General features: G+C 59.2%; 19 protein-coding genes. 7 read left to right on the top strand and 12 right to left on the bottom strand.

What is annotated here, in order from left to right; translation table 11 throughout:
* The first annotated feature begins 23 nt into the window (after positions 1-23).
* The gene (locus FOY56_RS16975) at positions 24-491 is read left to right on the top strand and encodes an ATP-binding protein (RefSeq protein ID WP_246139515.1); all 468 of its coding nucleotides are present in this window, start codon (positions 24-26) and stop codon (positions 489-491) included.
* 205 nt (positions 492-696) lie between these two features.
* A complete protein-coding gene (locus tag FOY56_RS16970; protein WP_146347065.1) occupies positions 697-2,274 on the top strand; it encodes a gamma-glutamyltransferase family protein in 1,578 nt (525 codons plus the stop codon).
* Positions 2,275-2,323: 49 nt separating this feature from the next.
* On the opposite strand, the gene hspQ is transcribed toward FOY56_RS16970, so the two are convergent.
* Entirely contained in the window at positions 2,324-2,650 is a 327-nt protein-coding gene (gene hspQ, locus FOY56_RS16965; protein ID WP_146347064.1) for a heat shock protein HspQ, read from the bottom strand.
* Between the two features lie 86 nt (positions 2,651-2,736).
* Here hspQ and FOY56_RS16960 point away from each other — a divergent pair, with 86 nt between their 5' ends.
* Both FOY56_RS16960 and FOY56_RS16955 read left to right on the top strand, forming a co-directional pair.
* Positions 2,737-3,618: an AEC family transporter gene (locus FOY56_RS16960; RefSeq protein ID WP_146347063.1), complete on the top strand. Its 882-nt coding sequence runs from the start codon at positions 2,737-2,739 to the stop codon at positions 3,616-3,618.
* Between the two features lie 61 nt (positions 3,619-3,679).
* A complete protein-coding gene (locus FOY56_RS16955; protein WP_146347062.1) occupies positions 3,680-4,270 on the top strand; it encodes a transglycosylase SLT domain-containing protein in 591 nt (196 codons plus the stop codon).
* 4 nt (positions 4,271-4,274) lie between these two features.
* On the opposite strand, the gene FOY56_RS16950 is transcribed toward FOY56_RS16955, so the two are convergent.
* The 4 genes from FOY56_RS16950 to FOY56_RS16935 all read right to left on the bottom strand — a co-directional run bounded on the left by FOY56_RS16950 (position 4,275) and on the right by FOY56_RS16935 (position 10,688).
* Positions 4,275-4,880: a LolA family protein gene (locus FOY56_RS16950; protein WP_146347061.1), complete on the bottom strand. Its 606-nt coding sequence runs from the start codon at positions 4,878-4,880 to the stop codon at positions 4,275-4,277.
* Between the two features lie 102 nt (positions 4,881-4,982).
* Positions 4,983-7,934, bottom strand: a complete 2,952-nt coding sequence (locus tag FOY56_RS16945) for a DNA translocase FtsK (protein WP_146347060.1) — start codon at positions 7,932-7,934, stop codon at positions 4,983-4,985.
* A gap of 16 nt (positions 7,935-7,950) precedes the next feature.
* On the bottom strand, positions 7,951-9,132 hold the full coding sequence (locus FOY56_RS16940; protein ID WP_146347059.1) for an aminotransferase class I/II-fold pyridoxal phosphate-dependent enzyme: 1,182 nt from the start codon (positions 9,130-9,132) through the stop codon (positions 7,951-7,953).
* Positions 9,133-9,356: 224 nt separating this feature from the next.
* On the bottom strand, positions 9,357-10,688 hold the full coding sequence (locus tag FOY56_RS16935) for an amidase (protein ID WP_146347058.1): 1,332 nt from the start codon (positions 10,686-10,688) through the stop codon (positions 9,357-9,359).
* 48 nt (positions 10,689-10,736) lie between these two features.
* Between FOY56_RS16935 and FOY56_RS16930 the strand changes: the two genes are divergently transcribed.
* Entirely contained in the window at positions 10,737-11,999 is a 1,263-nt protein-coding gene (locus tag FOY56_RS16930) for an FAD-dependent monooxygenase (protein ID WP_186766369.1), read from the top strand.
* A 160-nt stretch (positions 12,000-12,159) separates the two neighbouring features.
* Entirely contained in the window at positions 12,160-12,993 is an 834-nt protein-coding gene (locus FOY56_RS16925; RefSeq protein ID WP_146347166.1) for a DMT family transporter, read from the top strand.
* 10 nt (positions 12,994-13,003) lie between these two features.
* On the opposite strand, the gene FOY56_RS16920 is transcribed toward FOY56_RS16925, so the two are convergent.
* The gene (locus tag FOY56_RS16920; RefSeq protein WP_146347057.1) at positions 13,004-13,297 is read right to left on the bottom strand and encodes an HNH endonuclease; all 294 of its coding nucleotides are present in this window, start codon (positions 13,295-13,297) and stop codon (positions 13,004-13,006) included.
* Positions 13,298-13,332: 35 nt separating this feature from the next.
* Between FOY56_RS16920 and FOY56_RS16915 the strand changes: the two genes are divergently transcribed.
* Positions 13,333-14,532: a TIGR03862 family flavoprotein gene (locus FOY56_RS16915; RefSeq protein WP_281288834.1), complete on the top strand. Its 1,200-nt coding sequence runs from the start codon at positions 13,333-13,335 to the stop codon at positions 14,530-14,532.
* A gap of 4 nt (positions 14,533-14,536) precedes the next feature.
* On the opposite strand, the gene FOY56_RS16910 is transcribed toward FOY56_RS16915, so the two are convergent.
* From FOY56_RS16910 to FOY56_RS16885, 6 genes are all read right to left on the bottom strand, one after another.
* Positions 14,537-14,794 (bottom strand): hypothetical protein, encoded by a 258-nt coding sequence (locus FOY56_RS16910; RefSeq protein WP_146347056.1) that lies wholly within the window; start codon positions 14,792-14,794, stop codon positions 14,537-14,539.
* 107 nt (positions 14,795-14,901) lie between these two features.
* On the bottom strand, positions 14,902-15,486 hold the full coding sequence (locus FOY56_RS16905) for a glutathione S-transferase family protein (RefSeq protein WP_146347055.1): 585 nt from the start codon (positions 15,484-15,486) through the stop codon (positions 14,902-14,904).
* 84 nt (positions 15,487-15,570) lie between these two features.
* On the bottom strand, positions 15,571-16,599 hold the full coding sequence (gene holA, locus FOY56_RS16900; RefSeq protein ID WP_146347054.1) for a DNA polymerase III subunit delta: 1,029 nt from the start codon (positions 16,597-16,599) through the stop codon (positions 15,571-15,573).
* Positions 16,596-17,084: an LPS assembly lipoprotein LptE gene (lptE, locus tag FOY56_RS16895; RefSeq protein ID WP_146347053.1), complete on the bottom strand. Its 489-nt coding sequence runs from the start codon at positions 17,082-17,084 to the stop codon at positions 16,596-16,598. Before lptE ends, holA begins: the two co-directional genes overlap by 4 nt.
* The gene (leuS, locus tag FOY56_RS16890; protein WP_146347052.1) at positions 17,071-19,632 is read right to left on the bottom strand and encodes a leucine--tRNA ligase; all 2,562 of its coding nucleotides are present in this window, start codon (positions 19,630-19,632) and stop codon (positions 17,071-17,073) included. Before leuS ends, lptE begins: the two co-directional genes overlap by 14 nt.
* Before the next feature lie 74 nt (positions 19,633-19,706).
* Positions 19,707-20,126 carry a DUF3576 domain-containing protein gene (locus FOY56_RS16885; protein ID WP_425468373.1) on the bottom strand — a complete coding sequence of 140 codons (420 nt, stop codon included), beginning with the start codon at positions 20,124-20,126 and terminating at the stop codon, positions 19,707-19,709.
* Positions 20,127-20,413 lie beyond the last annotated feature (287 nt).

The raw sequence follows: 20,413 nt of genomic DNA, 5'->3' as shown, positions 1-20,413 counted from the left end.
CGCTGGCCCGGAGGCCCGATGTCGTGCTGAACGATTTCAAAGAAAGCTGTGAAACTGACCAGATGGAGGCGCGGCGCTGCATTCTGTCGGTGTTGGATCGGCTTCGCCGCTCTGGTCTGTCGCCTGAACGCGCGGGCGATGTTGAACTGGTTCTGGCTGAAGCAATCAACAACATCGTCGAGCACGCGTATGAGGCCCCTGGCAAAGGCCAGATCTGGTTACGGGTCATGATGGCTGCCGATCATCTGGTTATTCGGCTGCGGGATGACGGTCGCCCTTTGCCAGCCAATCGAATCCCGACCGCACGCCTGATCCAACCGTCGAAAAAACATGGCATCTTGCCGGAAGGCGGGTTTGGTTGGTTCCTGATCCAGTCGCTGACAAGTGCGGTACGCTATGACAGGGATGAAGGGTGCAACCTGTTGAGCCTGTTCTTTCGGATTCAGGCCAAAGATCTGGTCCCGCCATCCGAGTCCGGGCCCTTGCCCTGAAACTGCCTCAATCGGTTCAAACTGGCGCCGCAAACACAGGCCATACCGTACGTGTAGCTGCAAAACGCTTCCCTCGGCGCCGCTTTAACAGCCCCCACCTTATGGGCGGCGTCGAGGACTACCTTTCCCCCAAAAAAAATCAAGATTGGAAAACCCCCGGCTCTGTCCTAGGGTCCGCTTCTGCAAGATTAGGGAGTGCTAAACCATGCGTGATTTCCAAATGCCCGGCCGATCCGCCGTTCTGAGCAGCGAAGGCATGTGTGCCACGTCACATCCGTTGGCGGCGCAAACGGCGGTCGAAATCCTGAAGCAGGGTGGAAACGCGATGGATGCAGCCGTTGGGGCGGCGGTGCTTTTGGGGATCTGCGAACCTCAGATGACCGGTATGGGGGGCGATTGTTTTGTACTCTACACACGTCCGGGCAGCGACGAGGTTCACGCGCTAAATGGGTCAGGCCGGGCGCCCTCTGCGGCCAGTGCAGAAGCCCTTCGTTCCGCCGGAAAAGCCAAGATCCCGACCCACAGTGCCGATGCTGTGACCATACCGGGCGCAATCGATGCATTTTGCCATCTGTCGGAAACCGAAGGGAAACTGGGGCTGGATCGCATTCTGGCACCAGCGATTCATTATGCCGACACCGGAGTTCCAGTGGCACCTCGCGTTGCGTTTGACTGGTCAAATGATGCCGATACCCTAAAGGGCAATGCCCGGCAGGCGTTCCTTATTGATGGTCAGGCACCGAAACCGGGTCAGGTTTTCCGGGCGCCCGGACAGGCCGAGGTGTTGCGGCGGGTCGCCAAGGACGGGCGCGATGCCTTTTATACCGGTGAGATCGCCGAAGACATGGTCGCGGCTTTGAACGCACAGGGCGGTGTCCACACGCTTGAGGATTTTGCCGCCACCCGCTGCAGCACGGACACGCCGGTCAGCGGCCCCTACAAAGGTGTCGATCTGGTCGAGCATCCGCCCAATGGTCAGGGCGCGACCGCGATCCTTATGTTGAACATCCTGTCGCATTTCGACATTGCCGGAATGGAGCCTTTCGGGGCCCAGCGCGCCCATATCGAAGCCGAGGCTGCGAAACTGGCCTATGACGCGCGCAACCGGTTTATTGCCGACCCCGACATGACCATGCGGCTGGAACACATGCTGGCCCCGGAGACCGCCGCGCAACTGGCGGCGTTGATAGATCCGAAACGCGCCATGGCCGCTGCCGCGCCGCTGACCGAAGAGGTCCACAAGGACACGATCTATATCACCGTTGTCGACCAGGATCGCATGGTCGTATCGCTGATCTATTCGATCTTTCACGGCTTTGGCTCGGGGATTGCGACCGACAAGTTTGGCATCCTGTTCCAGAACCGCGGCGCGGGATTCACTTTGGAGGCAGGGCATCCGAATGAATTGGGTGGCAATAAACGGCCTATGCACACGATCATTCCGGGCATGCTCAGAAACAAAAACGGGGTATTCCTGCCCTTTGGTGTCATGGGCGGGGCTTATCAGCCGAATGGCCATGCCCGATTCGTGTCGAATCTGACGGATTTCGGGATGGATTTGCAGGCTGCGCTGGACGCTCCACGCTGCTTCTCGGACGCGGGCATTTTCAATGTCGAACGCGGGTATTCAGACGCCGTGCGGCAAGAGTTGACCGATATGGGCCATACGGTCGCCATCCCGGTCACCGCGATCGGCGGGGCACAGGCGATCCGGATCCGGGATGACGGCATTCTGGAAGGCGCAAGTGACCCGCGCAAGGATGGCTGCGCGTTGGGATATTGAAAAAGGCGGCCACATGGCCGCCTACCAAACCTTTGAATTAAAGCGGTATTTAATTCATGTGGAAATGAAGCGGGTACGTTCCATCGGTGAACGGGCCAAACATATCCGGGATGTCCGGATGGTCGACAGGTTCGCCTGAATAGTCAGCCACCAGGTTCTGTTCAGACACGTAAGCCACATAATAGCTTTGGTCGTTTTCAGCCAGAAGGTGGTAATACGGTTGCTCTTTCCGGGGACGGCTGTCCTCGGGAATAGAGAGATACCACTCTTCCGTATTGGAAAATTCAGGGTCGACATCAAAAACCACCCCGCGGAACGGGTGTTTCTTGTGCCGGACAACCTGGCCCAGATGATATTTCGCGCGTGTTTTCAGCATAGTCTTGCAGCCCATAGTTATGGTTAGTACCCCCAACCGAGGGGTTTTGTCCAACCCCCCAAGCGGCTTTTCAGGAGAAACAAACTGTGGACTTGGCTTTGACAGTGGCGGAAATCGTCGCTCCGGTGTTTTTGCTGGCCGGGATCGGCTTTGCCTGGGTGAAGCTTGGATTCGAGTACCGGCTGGAGTTCGTGACCCGCCTGGGAATGACGCTGGCGGTGCCCAGTCTGGTGTTTGTGGCGCTGATGCAGCTGGACGTCGAACGTCAGTCTGTAACCTCCTTGCTGCTGGCCGCTTTGGTTGCCCATGGTGCGATCCTGATCCTGTCTTTTGTAGTGCTTCGGCTTCTGAACCTAGACCGGCGGACCTATCTGTCACCGATGATCTTTGGCAATACCGGAAATGTAGGTTTGCCGCTGGCCCTGTTCGCTTTTGGTGAAACCGGGTTGGGGCTGGCCGTTGTCGTGTTCGCCGTCACAGCAATCGGCACCTTTACCGTTGGCCTAAGACTGGTGGCCGGACAGGGGTCTTTCCTGAAGATCCTGACCGAACCGATGGTCGCGGCAACGCTTCTGGGTGGGCTGTTTTTGTGGCAGGGCTGGACGACACCGGTGTTTCTGACCAACACCCTTGAATTGTTGGGTCAGATGGCGATCCCGCTGATGCTGATCACGCTGGGCGTAGCGGTTGCGCGCCTGACGCCCGGCAGCCTTGGCCGATCTGTCTGGATCTCCCTGCTCAAGCTGGTGATCTGTGTTGCTGTTGCCTGGGGTGTCGGGCGCGCTTTCGGGCTGGATGACGCGGCATTCGGCGTGCTTGTCCTGCAAATGTCGACTCCGGTGGCAGTCACCGCCTTTCTGCTGGCCGAAAAATACAACGCAGATTCGACGTCGGTTGCCGGTTTGGTCGTCATTTCAACAGTTATGTCTGTTGCGTCACTGCCAGTCATTCTTGCACTGCTGCTCTAGCGATTGTGATTTCAACATTCGTCAGGATGCGATAGAATTGTAAGAAAAAGGCATGAGGCAGATGAGCAGAACTCTGTTCGCAATGATATTGACGCTGACTCTGGCGTCCTGTGGGGGTGGCTATAAATCGCCTCCGCGCAATTTGGATAACGCCTGCAGCATTCTCAGCGAGCGCCCGGAATACGAACGGGCATTCCTGAAGACTGAAAAGAAATGGGGCGTGCCCATCCATGTGCAGATGGCGACGATCTATCAGGAAAGCAAATACCGCTCAGACGCGCGCACCCCGCATAAATATGTACTGGGCGTGATTCCGATGGGCCGCCAAAGCAGCGCCTATGGCTATAGCCAGGCGCTGGATGGCACGTGGGACGAGTACAAAAAGGAAGTCGGGCGATCCGGTGCTCGGCGCAACAAGATGCGCGATGCGTCAGACTTCATGGGTTGGTACATGAACAAGACCAACAAGAGAAATGGTGTGGCGATGACCGACGCCCGCAATCAATATCTGGCCTATCACGAAGGCCATACCGGATTTGCCCGCGGTAGTTACAACAGCAAAAGCTGGCTGATCCGGGTCGCAGATAGCGTGGATTCGCGATCAGATGTCTATCGTGATCAACTGCGTCGCTGCACCAAAACCAAGTTCTGAAGGGTCAGCGGTTAAACCCCTGACCCCCGCCGCCGCTGGTCGAAAACAGCGTACTGCTAAGCGGCATACCGGTTTCCAGACCACCGAGGATCACGGTGGTCTGTGATCCGCCAGCATCATAGACCACCCATTTGCGCAACTCGACAGGATCGCCCGTAAACATCAGATCGAGCCGCCCGTATTCCGGATTTTCGGGGTCTTGTGCTGTCACGATCGTGGCGGTGCCGTCAAATCCATGTCCAACCACCATGTTCGCTTTCGCCAGATCCACCCGCTTGGCCAAGATGATCGACAGGGGCGTGCGTTTCAGCGGATAGGTTTCGGGCGGCTGGTTTGATTTGGGATCATGGATCACAACAGCGCCGCCCCCCGCCACGACGGTGGCGCTGTCAGGCGGGGCATATTCGAACCGCATTCGGCCCGGGCGGTGCATATACAATTTGCCCGTGGACAGGCTGCCATCATCGTTGATCTGGGTAAACGGGCTTTCGGCCGTCTTCATCCCGTTCAGATAGCCCGAGATTTCGGACAACGACAGTTTACCGTCGGCTGCGACAGACGAGGCGGTAACAAGCAAAGCGGCACATGCCGTGCGGAACAGATGTTTCATATCAAGCACCTATGGTCCGAATGGGACAGTTTCAGCCCGCATAGCATCACGACAGCGTGAGGTCACCGGGATCGGCCCGGATTGGGCCGATCCTTGCTGGTGTCATTCCTGTTCGGGCACAAGAATTTCGCGCTTGCCGACGTGGTTGGCAGCCGAGACCAACCCCTGCTCTTCCATCTGCTCGACAAGGCGCGCGGCTTTGTTGTACCCGATGGCCAGTTTGCGCTGGATGTACGATGTCGAACACTTGCGATCCTTGATCACGATGCCAACGGCCTGATCATACAGTGCGTCTTCGCCATTGGTATTGCCACCAAGACCCAGAACCAGATCGATATCAGCCTCTTTGTCATCATCCGGACCGTCCAGAACGGTGCCGACATACTCTGCTGGACCAAAGCCCTTGAGGTGATTGACGACCTCTTCGACTTCTTCATCCGACACGAACGGGCCGTGGCAGCGGGTGATCTTGGCGCCACCCGCCATATACAGCATGTCGCCCATACCCAGCAGCTGTTCGGCACCCATTTCACCCAGGATGGTGCGGCTGTCGATCTTCGATGTCACCTGGAACGAAATCCGGGTTGGGAAGTTGGCCTTGATCGTGCCGGTAATCACGTCAACCGACGGGCGTTGCGTGGCCATGATCAGGTGAATGCCCGACGCCCGCGCCATTTGCGCCAGACGCTGAATGCAGGCTTCGATCTCTTTGCCTGCGACCATCATCAGGTCGGCCATTTCGTCGACGATGACAACGATAAACGGCATCGCCTCGGGGGCGAACTCTTCCGTTTCGAAGACGGGCTCACCGGTATCATCATCAAACCCGGTCTGCACTGTTCGGCTGAACATCTCGCCCTTGGCCAATGCCTCGCGGACACGACCGTTGTAGCCTTCGATATTGCGCACGCCCATCTTGGACATCTTGCGATACCGTTCTTCCATTTCGCCCACGGTCCACTTCAGCGCGACAACGGCCTTTTTCGGATCGGTCACAACGGGCGACAACAGATGCGGGATTCCGTCATAGACAGACAGTTCCAGCATCTTGGGGTCGATCATGATCAGGCGGCATTCGTCCGGCGTCAGCTTGTAAAGCAGCGACAGGATCATGGTGTTGATCGCCACCGACTTACCTGAACCGGTGGTCCCGGCAATCAGCAGGTGGGGCATCTTGGCAAGATTCGCCACGACGGCATCGCCGCCAATGTCTTTGCCCAGCGCCAGCGGAAGGCTCATGTTGCTGTCGCCGAAATCGCGTGCGGCAAGGATTTCGCGGAACGACACCATTTCGCGCTTTTCGTTCGGCAGTTCGATACCGATCACGCTGCGACCCGGAACGGTCGACACACGCGCAGACAGCGCCGCCATCGACCGGGCGATATCATCGGCCAGACCGATCACGCGGCTGGCCTTAAGACCCGGAGCCGGTTCCAGTTCGTACATCGTCACAACAGGACCCGGACGGACGCTGACGATTTCGCCCTTCACGCCATAATCATCCAGCACGCTTTCCAGCATGCGGGCATTTTCTTCCAAGGCCTCATCGCTCAGGTGATGACGCTCAATGTTGATCGGATTGGACAACAGACTAAGCGGCGGCAATTCAAACTCTGGCGCTTTGTCCTCGAACGCGAGGGCCGGTTGTGCTTCGGCCTGTGCACGGCGCGACGGGGCCGGAGCCTTGCGTACCGGGTTTTGTACAACCTTGCGCGGCTCAGCCACCGGGATCTGCGGGGCAATCGGCTCGGGCTCGGCCAGCGGCAAGGGCTGCGGCTCGGGCATCGGCTGAGGTTCAGGCGCGGCAACGGTATCGTGAATCGAAATCGCGGGCGCACGTGGCAGAGTCAGCGCCTCGTCGACGCGCTGTGCGGTCAACATAGGCTCGGCCTGCGGTTGTGGCTGTGGGGTTCCCATGACAGGCGGCTCGGGCGGCAACCCAGTCGGGCCGGTGGTGTCCAGCACCAAAGGATCGGGACCACGGCCACGACCGCGGGTCAACGGGCGCGTCGGATCTGGTTCGACATAGCTATCGGGCTGCTGGCGCGACCGCACAGCGCTGGCGATCTTGGCGCGAATCCGGTCATCGCCCGGCATCGCGTCAAAAGCGGCAATCGGCTGCTGTTCGATCAGTTCAGGTTCCGGCATATCCTCGGGCATCGGATCTGACCGGCGGATCAGGCTGGGCATCCGGCTAAAGAACCCGCCTTCGGATTGCGGCTGCGGTTCTGCCGCGGGCTCGGCATAAACCGGTTCGACAACCGGTTCCTGATAAACGGGTTGCGCCTTTTGATAGGCCTCCAGATCTGCAGCGTGAGCTTCGGCAGCCAGACGCTGCATTTCTTTCTTTTCGGCGCGGGCGCCCCGGGCCTGCCGGGCAGCAACCACGGCACTGCTTGCGCCTTTGCCCAGAAGCGTCATCAGACCGCCATAGGCCAGAACAACGCCATAGACGATATATCTGATTCCACGCGAGATTTCGAACCGGGTGAAGCCCATGACAAAGGCCCCGGTAAACACCATGCCAGCAGCCGCCAGCAGAGACGTCAGTTTGACGGCAAAATGCGACCCGATTGGCAGCAGCGTCAACAGCGCCCCCATGACCGTGTCACCAAACAACCCACCCAGACCGAAGCTGTGTGTCGCTTTCCATTCGGCCCCGGGCACCAGGGTCGAACAATAAATCGACATGACGGCTATGGCGAACGGTGCAAAGACCAAACGCCCAACGGCACGGTCTTCGCCCCAGTGAAACGCAAACCGCACGCCCCAGACCATCAGCACAAGGGCAATGCCCCAGCTGCCCCAGCCCACGACCATGAACAGAGGCGCGGCGATCGAAGCGCCAATGCTGCCCATCCAGTTTTGCACCGGCGCGTCAGTTGACACCAACCAGTTGGGATCATCCGGCGTATACGATGCGATCATCGCAGCCGCAGCCAACCCCAGCGCAAACAGGAATACACCAACCAGTTCCTTGCCACGCTTGTGAATGGCCGCCTGCATGTTGCTGTCGAATAACGGATCCCGACTGCGTGTGTTGTATGAAGCCATGCCCTACCCTCGATCTTTAAGTGTACAAACAGTTCCGCAGGGTGATCAGCCCGCGTTCCAGTTCTGTTATTGGAGCCACCATTGCGGCCCGGATGTAATGATTTCCGGGGTTATCCCCGGGTTCGCCCTGCGCCAGATAGGCACCCGGCAAGACCCGAGCGCCCGTTTGTGTCCAAAGCTTCAGCGCCGCCTGTTCACCGTCATCGACCGGCAACCACAGAAAGAACCCCGCTTCGGGCGGCAAATAGCCCTGCACCCCGGAAAAGATTTCGTCGGCCAGCGCGTATTTCGCGCGGTACAATGCTCGGTTCTCATCGACGTGTGCCTCGTCGGCCCAGACCTGAGCCGCAGCGGCCTGCAAGGGCCCCGGAAGCGGTGCTCCGGAATAGGCGCGCAACTGGCGCATACGGGCAATGCTGTCAGGTCCGCCGGCAACAAACCCAGAGCGCAGCCCCGGCAGGTTCGAGCGTTTTGACAACGAATGGAAAATCACGACCCGCTCCGGATCAGCGCCCATTTCCTGCGCGACCTGCAAGGCCCCCACCGGTGCGTCGTTGCGATAGATCTCAGAATAGCATTCGTCCGCAAAGATGCGAAAATCGTACTGTTCGGCCAGCGCAATCAATTCTTGCCAGTAGGCCCGCGTGGCGACGGCACCCTGCGGGTTCGAGGGCGAACAGATATAGGCAATGGTGACCCGGTTCAGCGTCTCGGGCGGCAGGCTGGCGTAATCCGGCAAAAAGCCCGACGCGGCTGTTGCGGACACAAACACCGGTTCTGCAGCGACTGAAATCGCCGCCACCATATAGACCTGATAAAAGGGGTTCGGGGATAACACGATGGGCGTTTGGCCATTTTTCTGCTCGGGACAAAGCGCCATAGCAGCATTGTACAAGCCTTCACGCGTACCGTTCAGCGCCATGACCTGCGTGGCAGGATCCACGCTGGCGTTGAACCGAAGCTGAACCCAATCGGCTATAGCGCCCAGCAAATCAGGCGTCCCGTCATTGGCCGGATAGCTGTTGAACCCTGCGGCGTTCCTGGCAATAACGTCCGTCACCCATGCCGGGAATGCGTGCTTTGGTTCCCCGATGGTCATATGCACGACCTCGCCGCCCGGTTCATGCACGTCCAGAAGGGCGCGCAGACGCGGGAACGCATAAGCCGGAAGGTTCGAAAACCGCTCGGGGAAATCCATCTCTATCTGCCTCGGTTCGGGATCATGTCGCCCCGTTTTGAAGCCAAAGTACAGACCGAGGAGCGATGCGTCCAGACCAAGGACGCGACCATCCGGATTTTGTGGCTTTCCGGTCAATGCCATAAGCGCGGACGTCGCGCCTGTGGCAGTCATTAGAATTTGAGTATTTAGAAAGAGAAGATATTGAAGACGCTTGGCCCCTGTTTCTTCTCTTTTTCAAATACTCACCGATGCAACGCTGCCTCAGCCGCCGCGCTCAGTCGAAGAAGGGCCTCTTCGCAGTCGGGCTGCCCCATCAGCATTACACCACAACTGGGCGTGCCGGTCGGCAGGGTGACCGAACACAGCCCCATCAGATTGCCAACACGAGTGTTGCGCAAAGCCAACAGGTTCTCGGTGACATAATAGTCACTATCCGTCAGCAGGCGCTTTTCATTTGGCGGCAGGATCGGGGCTGACGCGCATAACACTGCATCAAAGCCGGCAACGGTTGCATCCCATATGCCACGGATCCTTTCCAAATTCGCCCAGGCGGCCACGTAATCCGGGGTGGAATGGTTTTGTCCGGCGCGGAACCGGTCGCGGATTGCATGGAACATTTTGTCCGGGTTTGCTTCGATCACGTCGCGCCACAGCCCATAGGCTTCGCCGCAAACCAGCACTTCGGTCAGTGCAAAAGCATCCGGCAATTCGGGCACGTCGATCTCGGTGATTTCGGCTCCTGCATCGCGAAAGGCTTTTAGCGCGTGTTCAAACGCCGCGCCGGGGCCGTCGCGGACGTCAGAGCCAACGATGGTCTTGAGCACCGCCAGCCGACGGCCTTTCATCGACGCGCCGCGCAAGTCGGCGGGTTTGTCGCCTTCAAGCGCCGCAAGCAACAATCCGGCATCTTCGACCGAGCGGGTGAGCGGGCCGACTGTGTCGAACTTCAGGCACAGCGGCACAACACCTTCCAGGCTCACACGGCCTGCGGTGGTTTTGAGCCCCACCAGATCGTTCCACGCCGCCGGAATACGCACCGACCCACCTGTGTCCGATCCGATCCCTGCTGCGGCCAGACCAAAAGCGACTGACGCCGCAGCACCGGAAGACGACCCGCCCGACACCGCATCGAGATCGTTGACACAAGGCGGCGAGGCCGTGATCGGGTTCAGACCCAGGCCCGAGAATGCCAGCTCGCTCATATGGGTTTTGCCCAGACAGACCGTGCCCATCGCCGTCGCATGGCGCAGGACCACCGCATCGGCGTCAGGCACCCGGCCCTCCAGCAGCGCACTCCCGGCTTCGGTCTCTGTTCCGGCGGTGTCGAACAAATCTTTCCAACTGATCGGCACGCCATCCAGCAAAGACAGACGGCGACCGACCTTGGCGCGGTCGCGCGCCGCGCCAGCTTCGGCCAGCGCGCGTTCAGGGGTGACGCGGGCATAGATCCTGTCGCGCAAAGGGTGCGCGGTGATCGCGTCCAGATGCGCCTGTGTCAGGTCGACCGGATCAATCTCACCCTTGCCGATCCCGCGCCCGAGATCCGATGCCGACATCTTTAGCCAGTCCGTCATGTGTCACCCTTTTCTTGACTTGCCGTGACGGTAGCGACAGGACTGCGCATGGACAATCCCGAAGACGGGCGCATATTGCGTCACATGATGGTTGAGCATGATATCCTGATCGTCGGCGGAGGTCTGAACGGCCCTGCCCTGGCTTTGGCGCTGGCGCAGGCCGGACATTCGGTCTGTGTGATCGACGCTCTGAACGAAAAGGTCCGCAAGAACGCAGCCTTTGACGGCAGATCTTATGCGCTGGCTTTGGCGTCGCAGCGGTTGCTCGCGGCAATCGGAGTCTGGGACAAAGTGGCCGACAAAGCCCAACCTATGCTGGAAATCAAGGTCACCGATGGCCACGCGGGCGACGGGCCTTCGCCGTTTTTCATGCATTTTGACCATGCCGAAATCGAAGAAGGGCCGATGGGCTATTTGGTAGAAGACCGCCATTTGCGCCGCGCGTTTCTCGATACCATGGCCGAGGTCGACGGAATCACCCAGCTGGATGGCAAAACGGTTGTTGCACAGACCGTCAACCAGGGTGGCGTGACCGTCACGCTGGACGATGGTACCACGCTGACGGGCAAGGTTCTGGTCGGCTGTGACGGGCGGCGCAGTGGCACGGCCGAACGCGCCGGGATCAAACGCACCGGGTGGGCGTATGGCCAAACGGCGCTGGTTTGTGCCATCGCGCACGACCTGCCGCATCACGGTATTGCGCACCAGTTCTTTATGCCGCCCGGCCCGCTGGCGATTCTGCCATTGACGGGCAACCGCAGTTCCATCGTGTGGAGCGAACGCACGGACGTTGCCGAGCAGATCAATGCGCTGGATGATCAGGCGTACCTGCAGGTCTTGCGCCCGCGTTTTGGTGATTTCTTGGGTGAAATCCGTCTGGAAGGCCAGCGTTTCACCTATCCGCTGGACCTGACCATTGCGAACAGCTTTGTTGCGGATCGGTTGGCGTTGGTGGGAGATGCCGCGCATGGGATGCACCCCATTGCCGGTCAGGGTCTGAACGCCGGGCTGCGGGATGTGGGGGCGTTGGCCGAAACCCTTGTCCTTGCCGCGCGGCGCGGTGAAGACATCGGGTCCCAGTTGGTGCTTGAGCGGTATCAGCAATGGCGGCGGTTCGATACGGCGACGCTTGCCATGGCGACGGACGTGTTCAATAGGCTGTTTTCCAACGACAATCCGCTACTGCGTTTGGGTCGAGATATCGGCATGGGAGTCGTCGGCGCGGTTCCCAGGTTGCGGCGCAACTTTGTGCGCGAAGCCGCCGGGTTGACAGGCGATCTGCCGAAACTGCTGCAAGGCCGCCCGATCTGATCTGGGCCACCCAAGCGCCCGCTTATTGACAACGGTTTGATCAGGCCGCACTGAAACTCCACATGACCCTCGGGCTGAGCCAGCCCTGACTTAAGCCGGAGTCCCCTTGCCAAACCCAGTCGCAACCGGCCACCAGGCCAATCTGATCGGCAGTGTTTGGATGGTCGTCGCAATGGCGGCCTTTGCTGTCGAAGATGCCTTTGTCAAAGCAGCAGCCGGACTCCTCCCCATTGGTCAGATCCTGATTATGTTTGGTGTCGGTGGGGCGTTCCTGTTCACCTGCCTTGCCGGTGTCAGCAAAGAACCCCTGCTTGAATCAGATGTCCTGTCGCGCCCGATGCGGATTCGCGCGGTGTTCGAAGTGTCGGGTCGGTTGTTCTATGTCATGGCCCTTGCTTTGACGCCGCTGTCATCGGCGACGGTGATCCTTCAGGCGACCCCGATTGTCGTCGTCGCCGGGGCGGCGCTGGTCTTCGGCGAAAGAGTTGGGTGGCGGCGGTGGTGCGCAATTGCCATCGGCCTGACCGGCGTCGTGATTATCATTCGCCCGGGGAGCGACAGCTTTTCGGCTCTTTCCATCCTTGCCGTTCTGGGCATGTTCGGGTTCGCGGGCCGGGACCTTGCCAGCCGGGCTGCGCCTGCGTCCTTAGGCACTTCGGTTCTGGGCTTCTATGGCTTTGTATCGATTGTCATCGCCGGTGTCATTTACGCGGTCTGGAGCGGCGAAGCGTTTGTGTCGCCTGATGCGGGGACTTTGGCCTTTCTGGTCGGGGCGGTACTGTCTGGCGTCCTGGCCTATTCGGCGTTGATGAAGGCGATGCGCACTGGTGATGTGTCTGCAGTGACGCCTTTCAGATATTCACGGCTTTTGTTCGGCATCGGGTTCGGAGTTCTTGTGTTCAACGAACGATTGGACAGCGCCATGCTGATCGGAAGCGGATTGATCGTCTTGTCCGGGCTGTTCATCCTGTGGCGCGGCAAGCAGGCGGCCTGAAATGTCCGTTTCAGCGCTTCCTGCGCTTGCCCGGCACTTTGGACATAAAAGCGGGCGGGCGTTTCTTGACCCAGGCAATGAATTTCGCCAACCGGGGATGCAGCCGCAGGGCGTCGACGGTGGAAAATTCCCGTGCCAGTTCGGCCTCGGTCAGTGTGGCGTGGATCTCGCGGTGACAGATGTGATGCAACAGAACTGTCGGACCGCCCTTGCCTCCTTTGAGTTTCGGGATCAGATGGTGCTGGCTTTGCTTTACATCGCTCGGAATCGGGCGGTCGCACAGGGGGCAGATCGGATCGGTCATACCCAAGGGTTAACGGAATAGAAGCGGATAACAAGTTGGCAGAGAACACGCCCACAGCATTGGTGATCGGAGGCGGCCCCGCCGGATTGATGGCAGCCGAACGGCTGGGCGCTGCCGGTCTTGCCGTGACCATTGCGGATGCCAAACCGTCGATGGGGCGCAAGTTTCTGATGGCGGGAAAGTCGGGGTTGAACCTGACCAAGGACGAACCGTTCGACGATTTGATGAAAGCCTATGGCGAGGCCGCGCCATGGCTGCGTCCGATCATTCAGTCCTTTGACGGACTGGCAGTACAGAATTGGGCGCGGGACCTGGGGCAGCCGCTGTTTACCGGGACCACTGGCCGCGTGTTTCCCGAGGCAATGAAGGCCTCTCCGCTGTTGCGGGCCTGGCTGGCACGGCTGGATGAATACAACATTGTCCGCCAAGCCCGCTGGCGATGGACCGGTTGGGATCGCGATGAGGCTGTGTTCGAAACACCCGATGGGGTTGCGAAGATGCACGCGGATGTGACCGTTCTGGCGTTGGGCGGTGCCAGTTGGGCGCGGCTTGGGTCGGACGGTGCATGGGCCGACATCTTGCGCGCAGACGGAGTCGATCTGGCTGCGTTCGCACCGGCCAACGCCGGTATTTTTGTGAAATGGTCTGCACATATGCGGCCTGTCTTTGGGCAACCGCTGAAAGGCGTACGATTCAGCGCCGGGCCATGGGCCTCGCGCGGTGAGGCCGTTCTGAGCGAACGTGGACTGGAAGGCGGCGGGATCTATTCGGTCAGTCGTGGGGTTCGCGACGGCGCTGACCTTGAGATCGATCTGTTTCCCGATCGCACCTTGCAGGAGTTGACCGCCCGGCTTTCCCGGCCACGCGGCAAGGCCAGCCTGTCAAACCATCTGCGCAAAACTCTGAAGCTTGACGGCGTGCGCATGGCACTGCTGAACGAACTGGCGCGACCGTTGCCGCAATCGCCCGAGGCTTTGGCGCAGTGTCTTAAGGCATTGCCGGTCAAGGACGCAACATTGCGCCCAATGGATGAAGCAATTTCAACTGCAGGAGGGGTCTGTCGCTCGGCACTGACCGATGACCTGATGTTGAGCGCGCGGCCCGGCGTGTTCGTGGCAGGCGAAATGCTGGATTGGGAGGCCCCGACGGGCGGTTATCTTATTACCGCCTGTCTGGCGACGGGGCGTTGGGCTGGAGAGGCCGCCGCGCATTGGGCGCGACGACACGTCGTTTGACAGGTTATTTGTAACCTTTAGCCTCATACTCGCTAATAAGGCTCTCATACTCTTCGGTACCTGGAGGCGTTGTTTTGACAACTGCCCACTTTTTGCCCGGCGCTTTTTCTTTTGCGGTGCATTTCTGGCTAGAGCAATCAATTGACACCTTCGTGCCGTCCGCAGACTTTAATCGTTTGTGACCAGCCATTGCAGGTGCAGCCGCCAACGCCATGGAAAGCATGGTAAATACTATGGTTTTTTTCACATTTTTATCCTTCAATTATTCGCCCTCATATTCCGCCAAAACCAAATAGAATGGAAATGGCACGATAAAGGCATCACAAATATTGAAGAGCGCCAAGAATTTTGAAAGCCTAAAAAAGGAATTTAGCGAGAGGCGATTCGTCGCACTGCATCGCGTTCGCGCATTTCTTTGGAAAACGCCAACATCTTTTCGTCTTCTATCGGAAATTTGGCACTGAACGCCCAGTTCAGGCAATGGGCCAGGATGATATCGGCAATAGTCATCGTGTCGCCCATCAGGAACGGACCTTCGAACTGATCAGACAGACGCTTGAGGTTGCGCGAAAATTCCCACTTCAGGCTGGGTTTCACTTCGGGCACCCGTTGTTCTTCGGGCAGGATGAAACTGTGACGCGACGCCGTCCACAGCACCGCATCAAGTTCATCCAGCACCTTGTGCGTCAACCCGTCCTGCTTTGCGCGTTGAAGTGATCCGGCGGGAAACGTCAGTTTTCCGTGCTTGTCAGCCAGATACGTCAGAATTGCGGTCGAATCGCTAAGCACCGTGCCGTCGACCTCAAGAAGCGGCACCTTACCTGACGGGTTCAGGGCCAGGACCGGGGCGCTGTGCGGGCCGGCCTCGATCAGCTCATATGGTTCGCCGATCTCTTCCAGCATCCATAGAATGCGAAACGTTCGCGTAACGGCAATCCCGTAGACCTTGTACATTGGAGTCCTCCCTGCTGCGATATTTGGGAAAGATCAGCGGCAGGCGGGCAAGCGTCAAGTCCGACGCGACGACGCACTTGCGATTCAGCGCGGGCGGGCCAACATCGCAAGCCGGATCAGGGCGCGTTCCATCAACGCCATCGCCGGTGCGGTCTGACTTGCGGATCGCAATTGCAGGTCGGTGTCTGTCAGGACCGTCAGCGCAGTTTCCAGCCTGTCTGGCCCCCACGCCTGTGCCTGCCTTACGATCCGGTCGCGCCGTTTGCCATAGACCGGAGGCCGCAAACGCCCGACACCCTGCGCCGCGCCGCCCGGATCAGAGGCGGCAGCATAGAGTGTCCGGAAATGCCGGGTCGCGCCGATACACAGCGAGACCGCATTGGTGCCTTGCGCCTGCAGACGGCGCATCAACGGCCCGATTTCGCCGCTTCTGGCTTCGGCGACCACGTTCAGCACATCATCCAGCGCCGCCTCGGTCGATTGGGGGGCGCAGGCGTCGATGTCGTCAAGGCCAAGCGGCGTGCTGTCGCCGTATTTGTAGAGCGAGATCTTGTCGACGGTCTGCGCAAAATCGCCGGGGCTAAGCTCGTTCGCCAGATGGGTCAGCGCCGACATGCTGTCGGTCGGCACATCGCGTATGCCAAAGGCCGCCAACGTCCTTTCGATCTCGACCCGAGATGGCGGATCATCATAAAGTCCGACAGCATAGGCGTTTCGATGCCCTTCAAACGCTTTGCGCAGTTTCGAGCTGGCTTTGAGCTGTCCTGCCGCGACAATGATCTGGGCATCCCCAGGCGCCCAATCGTCCAGCGCAACGCTGATCGCTGGTGCAGCGGCGTCGCCGGCGTCTTCTACAAACACGGCGCGCGGTCCGGGGAAAAAGCCGACCGCCTTCACCGCGTCCAGAAGCTGCGCCGGATCTTTTCGCAGGTCTGCCCCCGGCAATCGTGTCAGGCGCATTTCTTCTTCGGCGGTCTTGCCCAACAGTGCGGCCAGCACCTGTTGGCGTTTCAGCGCGACGCGCATGGCGTCAGCACCATAGATCAACAAGCCGGTCTTGTCGGGATCTGGCCGGGCGAAATACCCGTCCGCTTCCCGCCCGCCCAGCTTCATTCGGACGGATCCACAGTAGAATACAGTGTGGCGACCAGTTGATCGGCCAGAATAACCATCAGGCGCTCAAACGCATCCCGTTCGGCGGCCAGAGTTTCGACTGTTGTGCCGGTGGCGGAATACCCTGTGAAATTCTGAACATCCCCCGATGCAACCACAGCACCCGTTGTCTTGGACGTCAGCGCATAGCCCAGCGACCCGATGATACTATAGCGGGTGGTTTCATCCGACGCTGTGATCGCCTGCCCCTGAGTCTCGGTGACCAGCACGAGGCCAAGATCATATGTCGGGTTCACCGGACGACCCAGCCGGTCTTCCAGTTCGCGGACCAGCAAATAGCCGTTGACCGACTCCGGAGCGGCCACGTTCACCTGCCCCCGCAATGCCGCCCCTGTTCCACCAGGGCCATAAACCGGCGTGAACCCACAGGCAGCCAAAACCGCCAGTGGAAACACAAGAAGGGTTCTGCGGTTAAATGACGACATTCACGATCCGACCGGGGACAACGATGACTTTCTTGGGCGTGGCACCATCCAGCGCCCTTTGCACAGCCTCGACCGACAGCGCGATCTTTTCAACCTCGGCCTTGTCCATATCCTTGGGCACGCTGATTTCGGCGCGCCGTTTGCCGTTGACCTGAACCGGCAAAGTGACCGTGTCGTCGATCAGCATCTTTTCGTCCGCCACCGGCCATGGAGCGTTTGCGACCAGCCCGTCGCCCCCCAGCATCGACCAGACCTCTTCCGCCAGATGCGGAGTCATTGGGGCCATCAGTTGGGCCAACGCTTTGGCGGCCTGCTTTTTCGCAACCGCACCAGCCTTCGATTTGGCCAACGCATTGGTAAAGGCATACAGTTTTGCAATAGCCGCGTTGAAGCCAAAGCTTTCCACACCGCCAGTGACGTCGTGAATTGTTTTGTGCATTTCGCGCAGAAGATCGTTGTCGTCGGCCTGCGGACCAGTATCGCTGTCAGCGATGTCCGATGCGATGCGATAAACGCGACTCAGGTGTTTGAACGCGGCCTCGGCGCCGGCAGCCGTCCATTCCACATCCCGCTCGGGCGGTGAGTCGGACAACACGAACCAGCGCGCAGTATCGGCACCGAACGCGTTTATGATGCTGACCGGATCGACCACGTTGTTCTTGGATTTGGACATTTTGGCCGACGGGATAACCTCGACCTCGGTCCCATCCTTGGTGACAACCTTACCGTCTTTCAGTTCGACGTCTTCAGGATAGTGATAGACCGGGCGGCCATTGGCGCCGGGGGTCTGGTAGATCGCGTGGGTCACCATGCCTTGGGTGAACAAGGCGTCAAAGGGTTCGATGGCCGACTCGGGCAAGTGGCCACAGATATGCATCGCGCGAGCAAAGAAGCGGGAATACAGCAGGTGCAGGATCGCGTGTTCGATGCCGCCGATATACTGATCGACGTTCATCCAGTATGCGGCGTCTTCCATCACGGTCGGAGTTTCGGCGCGCGGCGCGGTAAAGCGGGCGAAGTACCATGACGAATCGACAAACGTGTCCATCGTATCGGTTTCACGCGTTGCGGGTTTGCCACAGGACGGGCAGGCACAGTCACGCCATGTCGGATGACGATCCAGCGGGTTGCCGGGGATCGAGAAATCAATCGGCTTACCGCCTTCGTCATAGGGCAGGGCGATCGGCAGGTTCTCTTTCTTCTCGGGCACCACGCCGCAGTCGCCACAATGCACGACGGGAATCGGGCAGCCCCAATAGCGTTGGCGCGACAGGCCCCAGTCACGCAGGCGGTAATTGGTGACGCCTTTGCCCCAGCCATTTTCCTCGGCATAGGCAATCGTGGCATCGATCGCCTCTTGGCCAGTTGCCTCGTCCAGACCAGCAAAGTGGTTGATCCACTTCACCTTTTCCGTTTTGGGCGGCACAAATGCCTCGTTCTCGACAGGCTTCGGATCGTCGATATCATAGAAGGTATCGACCACCGGCAAGCCGTACTTGCGGCAGAAATCCAGGTCGCGCTGGTCATGCGCCGGGCAGGCAAAGATCGCGCCGGTGCCGTAATCCATCAAGATGAAGTTCGCGATCCAGACCGGCAGTTCCCATGTCGGGTCCAGCGGGTGCTTTACCGTGATGCCGGTGTCATAACCCAGCTTTTCGCCGGTTTCGATGGCCTCTTCGGTGGTGCCACCCTTGCGGCATTCAGCGACAAAGGCTGCAAGTTCGGGGTTATCGGCCTCCAATGCCTTGGCAATCGGATGATCGGGCGAAATCCCGACAAACGACGCCCCCAACAGTGTATCGGGCCGGGTTGTATAGACCGTGATCGGGTCTTCGCCGTCAGTGCGGTCAAACGAGAACTCAAGACCCCGCGACTTGCCGATCCAGTTTTCCTGCATCAGACGGACCTTGGCCGGCCAGTTTTCAAGACCATCCAAAGCGTCAAGCAGCTCGCCCGCCATGTCAGAGATCTTGAAGAACCATTGCGTCAGTTCACGGCGTTCGACCGCCGCACCCGACCGCCAGCCCTTGCCGTCGATTACCTGTTCGTTGGCCAACACGGTCATGTCGACCGGATCCCAGTTCACCACGGCGTTCTTGCGATAGACGAGGTCTTGTTCAAGGAAATCGAGAAACAGCGCCTGCTGCTGACCATAATATTCCGGGTCACAGGTGGCGAATTCACGCGACCAGTCAATCGACAGGCCCAGCGGCTTCATCTGGTCCTTCATCGTGGCAATGTTGCCATAGGTCCAGTCTTTGGGGTGACCGCCGGATGCCATCGCCGCATTTTCGGCCGGCATTCCGAAGGCATCCCAGCCCATCGGGTGCAGCACGTTATGACCTGTCGACAGCTTATACCGGGCGATCACGTCGCCCATCGTATAGTTGCGCACATGTCCCATGTGGATACGCCCCGAAGGATACGGGAACATCTCAAGCACATAGTACTTTGGCTTGTCCGCGCTGCGCGTGGCCCGAAAAATCCCGGCCTTATCCCAGGCTTCTTGCCATTTCGCTTCGATCTCGTCGGCTGAGTATCGCGACATTGTGCTGCTGTCCTTGAAAATGAAAACGCCGGGCGAAAACCCGGCGCCGTGATAGTTCGAATTCCCGCAAGATGCTAGATCTTGCTGTCAGCGATACGCATCTGGCGCGCCCGTGACAGAATCGCGTCTTCGACCGCACGGGTCGTCGCCGAACTGACGGCGCCACTGCTGGTTTGCAGCGCAACTGACAGCGACCGGGCTTCCAGCGCAGGATCTTTGATATGCACCGTCGCGCGATATGACCGCCCGCCCCCCGGAGGCGTGCCATATCCGGTCACGATAACGCCTGTGAACGGGTCAACTGTCTGAACAGGCAGGAAGTTCAGCACATCCAGCGAGGCCGCCCAGAGGTATTTGTTCACGTAAACGGTCTGTTCCGTCGTGTTGGGGCCGAAGACATCCCAAATCGAGGATTCTTCGCCTTTACCGCTGATCTCTTCCGGTGAGTTGCCGATAGCGGCAGCATCCTGCGTGCGCAGGCTGTTGTTTGGCACTGACGACGATCTGTTGCCGCAAGATGACAAACCCACACACAACAGGCAGATCGTTACAAGCTTAGCCAGCTGATAGAGATTCATCTTAACACCGCCATTTGATTGCTTGGGTTTTCCTACATCTGCGCACAGGTTCGGGCAAGAGCTTACTATTAACAACGGTCGCGGGCAGACGCATTCGGCAATGCATTGCCGCGCTGGGGCCAGTATCTGGCGGTCGTATGACGCCACTGTGGCAATGCTGCACCATCCGACCGTCCAAACAGCGGGCGATGTACCGCAACCCT

Origin of the sequence: Falsiphaeobacter marinintestinus (assembly GCF_007923355.1) — a bacterium.
GTDB classification, from domain to species: domain Bacteria; phylum Pseudomonadota; class Alphaproteobacteria; order Rhodobacterales; family Rhodobacteraceae; genus Phaeobacter_A; species Phaeobacter_A marinintestinus.
The sequence above is the reverse complement of the archived record's forward strand: the minus strand, read 5'-3'. Positions and strand labels throughout refer to the sequence as shown.